The organism is Xanthomonas sp. SHU 308 (assembly GCF_000364645.1).
GTDB lineage: Bacteria > Pseudomonadota > Gammaproteobacteria > Xanthomonadales > Xanthomonadaceae > Xanthomonas_A > Xanthomonas_A sontii.
Map to the genome: position 1 here is coordinate 1 of NZ_AQOK01000806.1, position 3899 is coordinate 3899.

At 72.8% G+C, this 3899-nt stretch carries 3 protein-coding genes; all 3 read right to left on the reverse strand.

Annotation, left to right across the window (positions count from 1 at the left end):
- The coding region (locus D588_RS0121255) for an IucA/IucC family protein (protein ID WP_043086620.1) at positions 1-1144 on the reverse strand (1144 nt) is incomplete at its 3' end.
- Positions 1122-2294 carry an MFS transporter gene (locus D588_RS0121260; RefSeq protein WP_017917434.1) on the reverse strand — a complete coding sequence of 391 codons (1173 nt, stop codon included), beginning with the start codon at positions 2292-2294 and terminating at the stop codon, positions 1122-1124. The genes D588_RS0121255 and D588_RS0121260, both read right to left, overlap by 23 nt.
- Positions 2291-3899, reverse strand: a 1609-nt coding sequence (locus D588_RS25800) for an IucA/IucC family protein (RefSeq protein WP_017917435.1), incomplete at its 5' end; no start/stop codon positions are given. The genes D588_RS25800 and D588_RS0121260, both read right to left, overlap by 4 nt.

Consider the following 3899-nt stretch of genomic DNA (forward strand, 5'->3'; position numbering starts at 1 on the left):
GGCCGCGTGCGTCGTTGGTGAACAGCGCACCGGCCACCTGCGGGCGATAGCGTGCGCGCTGCGCCGCCGGGATCGCCTGCCGGTACAGCACGCCGAAGCTCTCGCCCAGTTCGCGGCAGGCCTGCGCATCGGCGTCCAGCGCGGAGAAGTCCAGGTCGGTGGCGGCCGGCTCCAGCAGCACGTGGAAGCCGGGCACGCGCTGCGCCAGCGCCTGCCAGTCCGGCGCCAGCAGGCGGGTCAGCGCCACCGCGCTTTCCAGTTCGTACCAGGCGTTCTTGCGCACGCAGTTGGTCAGGCGCACGTGTACCGACAGCTTGAGGAAATGATCGAGCTCGGCGTGGTAGAGCGTGCGTACCGACGAGGTCGGGCGCAGCGCCAGGCCGCGTTCGCCCAGCGGCTCGATCCAGCCGCGCGCCTGCGCCTGGCGCAGCAGCGGATGTGCCAGCACGCGCTCGGCCTCCCACGGATGGCAGGGGTACAGGTCGGCGCCGCCGCCGGCCTGCGCCAGCGTCGCGCGCACGTCATCGCCCTGTGCGCGATACAGGCGCGGATCGATGCGGAACCAGAACAGCGGGAAGGCGCTGCGCGCTTCCGGCGCGCAGGCCAGCACCTGCTCCAGCGGCACGCCTTCGCGGCTCTTGGGCGTGGGATGGAAGGCGTGGCCCCACAGCATCGACTGCTCGGCATCGATCAGCGCCTCGCCGGTGGGCTGGGCGGCGTCGGCCTGGCGCAGCAACTGCGCGGTGATGGCGATGCTGTTGGCGCTCTGCGCCAGCAGTTCCAGGTTCGGCGCGTGCTCGCCTTCGCTGAGTTCCTGCAGCAGCAGGCGCACCAGCGCCTCTGCGTCCAGGCAGTGCCACGGACGGCCGTCGGCCTTCAGGTAGGGCGCCGAGGCGAAGCGGCAGCGGCCCAGGCGGTCGGCATGCGCCAGGCGCACGCACAGCGTGGCGCCGGAGGGCAGGCGCAGGCGCAGCCAGCGCTCGCCGGCGGCGGCGATGCCGGGCCGGTCCAGGCCGCGATAGTCGAAGTCGGCCAGGCCGCGATCGAGCGCGACTTCGCGCAGGTAGCAGTTGAGCCAGCAGGTGATCGCCTGCGCTTGCGCCAGGCTGTCGTACCACGGGTCATGCATCGGCAACGGGGACATGGACGGTTCTCCGAACGGACGTGAGCATCAGGGCCGGCAGCAGCGCCAGCAGGGCGGCCGCGGCGGCGGCGAGGAAGGGAACGGCCAGGCCATGGCCTTGCACCAGGGCACCGGCGAGGGCGCCGCCGGCGACGCCGGCGTACTTGCCGGCGGCATCGAAGCGGCCGAACAACTGGCCCGCGCCGCGCCCGCCGGCAACCTCGGCCAGGCTGCGGTTGAGGCCGCGCAGCGCCATCCACATGCCCAGGCCGAACAGTAGCCGCGCGGCGATCAACCAGCCGGGCGCCGGCGGCGCCATCTGCAGCAGGCAGGCCAGTGCGAACAGCGCCAGCCCCGCCGGCAGCGGCGACATGCGGTGGTCGCGACCGCGCCAGCACGGCATCAGCACCAGGTAGACCAGGTGCGGCAGGCTGTACAGCAGGCCGGCGACCGCGCTGCTGCCGATGCCGTGCGCCTGCGCATACGGCAGGAAGTAAGGAAAAGTCACCACCATCGCGAAGCAGAACAGGAACTGCGTGGTCCACAGCGCCCAGCGCTGGCGGCGCTGCGCCGCATCCGCCTGCGGCATCGCGGGTGTGGATGCGACTGCCGCCGGCACGCGCGGCGGATCGGCCGGCAACCGCCAGCTCAGCGCGAAGGCCAGCAGCGGCAGCAGCGCCAGGTAGCGGTACAGCGACTGCGCCGGCCCCAGCGCGGTGGCCAGGCCGAGCAGCGCCGGTGCGGTGACCATCGCCAGGCGTGCCGAGAACTGGGTCCAGTCCAGCGCCCGCGCCAGCGAGCCACGCTGCGCCTGGCTGCTGAGATAGGCGTTGGTCGCGGCCAGCGAGCCGCCGCAGGCGCCTTGCACGACCAAGCCGGCGACCAGCCAGCCCAGGTTCGGCGCGAAGCCGGCCATGAGGAAGCCAAGCGCCAGGCCGAGTTGCGCGCGCAGCAGCGAGCGCTTGCGTCCATAGCGGTCGGCCAGCCGGCCCCAGGCGCTGGCGGTGAGCGCAGTGCACAGCGTCGGCAGCACGTACAGCACGCCGCTCCAGCCGATCGCGGCACCCGGCGCGAGCTGCTGCAGCACCTGCGGCAGGAACAGCGGCATGCCCAGCGCGGTGAAGGCGGCCAGATAATGCGCGGCCAGCACCGGGCCGAGGAGGCGCTTCATCGCGCCGCCCCGGCCGCGACCGCGCGCGCCGCCAGCGCATCCTCGCGCAGCAGGTTGGGCGCGCTGTCGCCGTAGAACTTGTTGATGTCCGCCGCGCCGGTGATCTGCTTGCCGAGCAGGCTGCCGGCGCTGAGCAGGTACTTCACCGGCAGCGTGGGCGCGTCCAGCAGCGCCTGCGCCGGGGCGGTGTCGATGCCGTCCTCGCGCAGCGCACGCAGGGTGCCGTGCAGGCGCGCGCGCAGCAGTGCGTACAGCGGGGCGCGTAGTCCCGGCTGCCATTCCGCCAGCCCTTCCAGCACCGCCTGCAGATCCAGTTGCAGGATGATGGTGCAGAACATCCGCGCCAGCGCGGCGTCGTCCTGCACCACGATACGCGCGTCGCGCGGGGTGCCCAGCGCGGCCAGCGCCGGCCGTTGCGCGTACAGCCGCGGCAGCAGCACCCGCGCCGCGTCGTTGTCCTTCATCAGCAGCCGCGGCGCGCGGCCGGCGGTGTAGATCAGCACGCTGTTCTGCTGGTTGGCCTCCAGCGCGATGCCGTAGCGCAGCCACAGCCGCAGGTGCACCTGGCACATCAGCGCCAGGTAGCTGTCCCACCAGGCGGTGAGGTCGCCGCCATGGAAGCGATCGGCCAGGTGCGCGGCCAGCGGTCGGCCATCCGGCAGCGTCGCGCACAGGCCGGCCACCGGCACCAGGGTTGCGTCCGGCAGCGCGGGATAGCGGCGCAGCAGATAGGACAGGTGGCGGGTCTCGCCGACATGGCCGGCATGCGCCTCGTCCACGTGCAGGTAGCGTTCGCTCAGCGCCGGATCGTGCGCGGCCAGGTCGCACAGCACGCGTTCGAACCAGTGACCGTCGTACAGCGTGGACGGTTTGATCAGGCGCAGGTTGAGCGCGCCGAGCGTGCGCATCGGCACCGGCAGCTTCAGATGATGATCGGGAAACGCCAGCGGAATCACCGTGCGCAGCGATAGCGAGGGCCGCACCTGCAGCCACGGCTGCGGCGCGGCGATCGCGCCGTCCGGCAGGGCGAAGCCGTCCTCGCCCAGCCGCGCGAAGATCAGCGGGTGCAGCGGCCAGGCGACGTGGTCGGCGTCCAGCGTCGAATCCAGGCCGAGCATGCTCGGGCGCGGCCAGAACGCCGGCGGCGGCGTGGTCTGGGTGACCTGCGCGATTGGCAGCGCCAGCCAGCGCAGCGCGAAGCTGGGGCCGAACTCCGGTGCGTAGCGCGGCAGGTCGGCATCGTCCAGGCCGAGCTTGGCGCGTGCGCTGGGATAGAACGGATGGTCGCGATGGCTAGCCAGTTGTTCGCAGCGGTAGGCGCGCTCGTGCGCATCGGCGGCGTCCAGCGCGGTGGCCAGCAGTGGCCGTTGCTGCGCGTAGGCCTGCCGCGCCAGCGCGCGCTGGCGCACCGCGCACTCGGCTTCCTCGACATAGGCGCGGTGCAAGGCCTGGGTCTCCGCGTCGAGCCCGGCGCCCAGTCGCGCCAGCCACTGCGCCGCGCCGGATTCGCAGACACTGTGCTGCCCGGTGTGCAGGACCCAGCTGTCGCTGCAGGCGCTCACGGTCTGCAGGTAGCCGGCGCGACGCAGCGGCAGCCACAGTTCG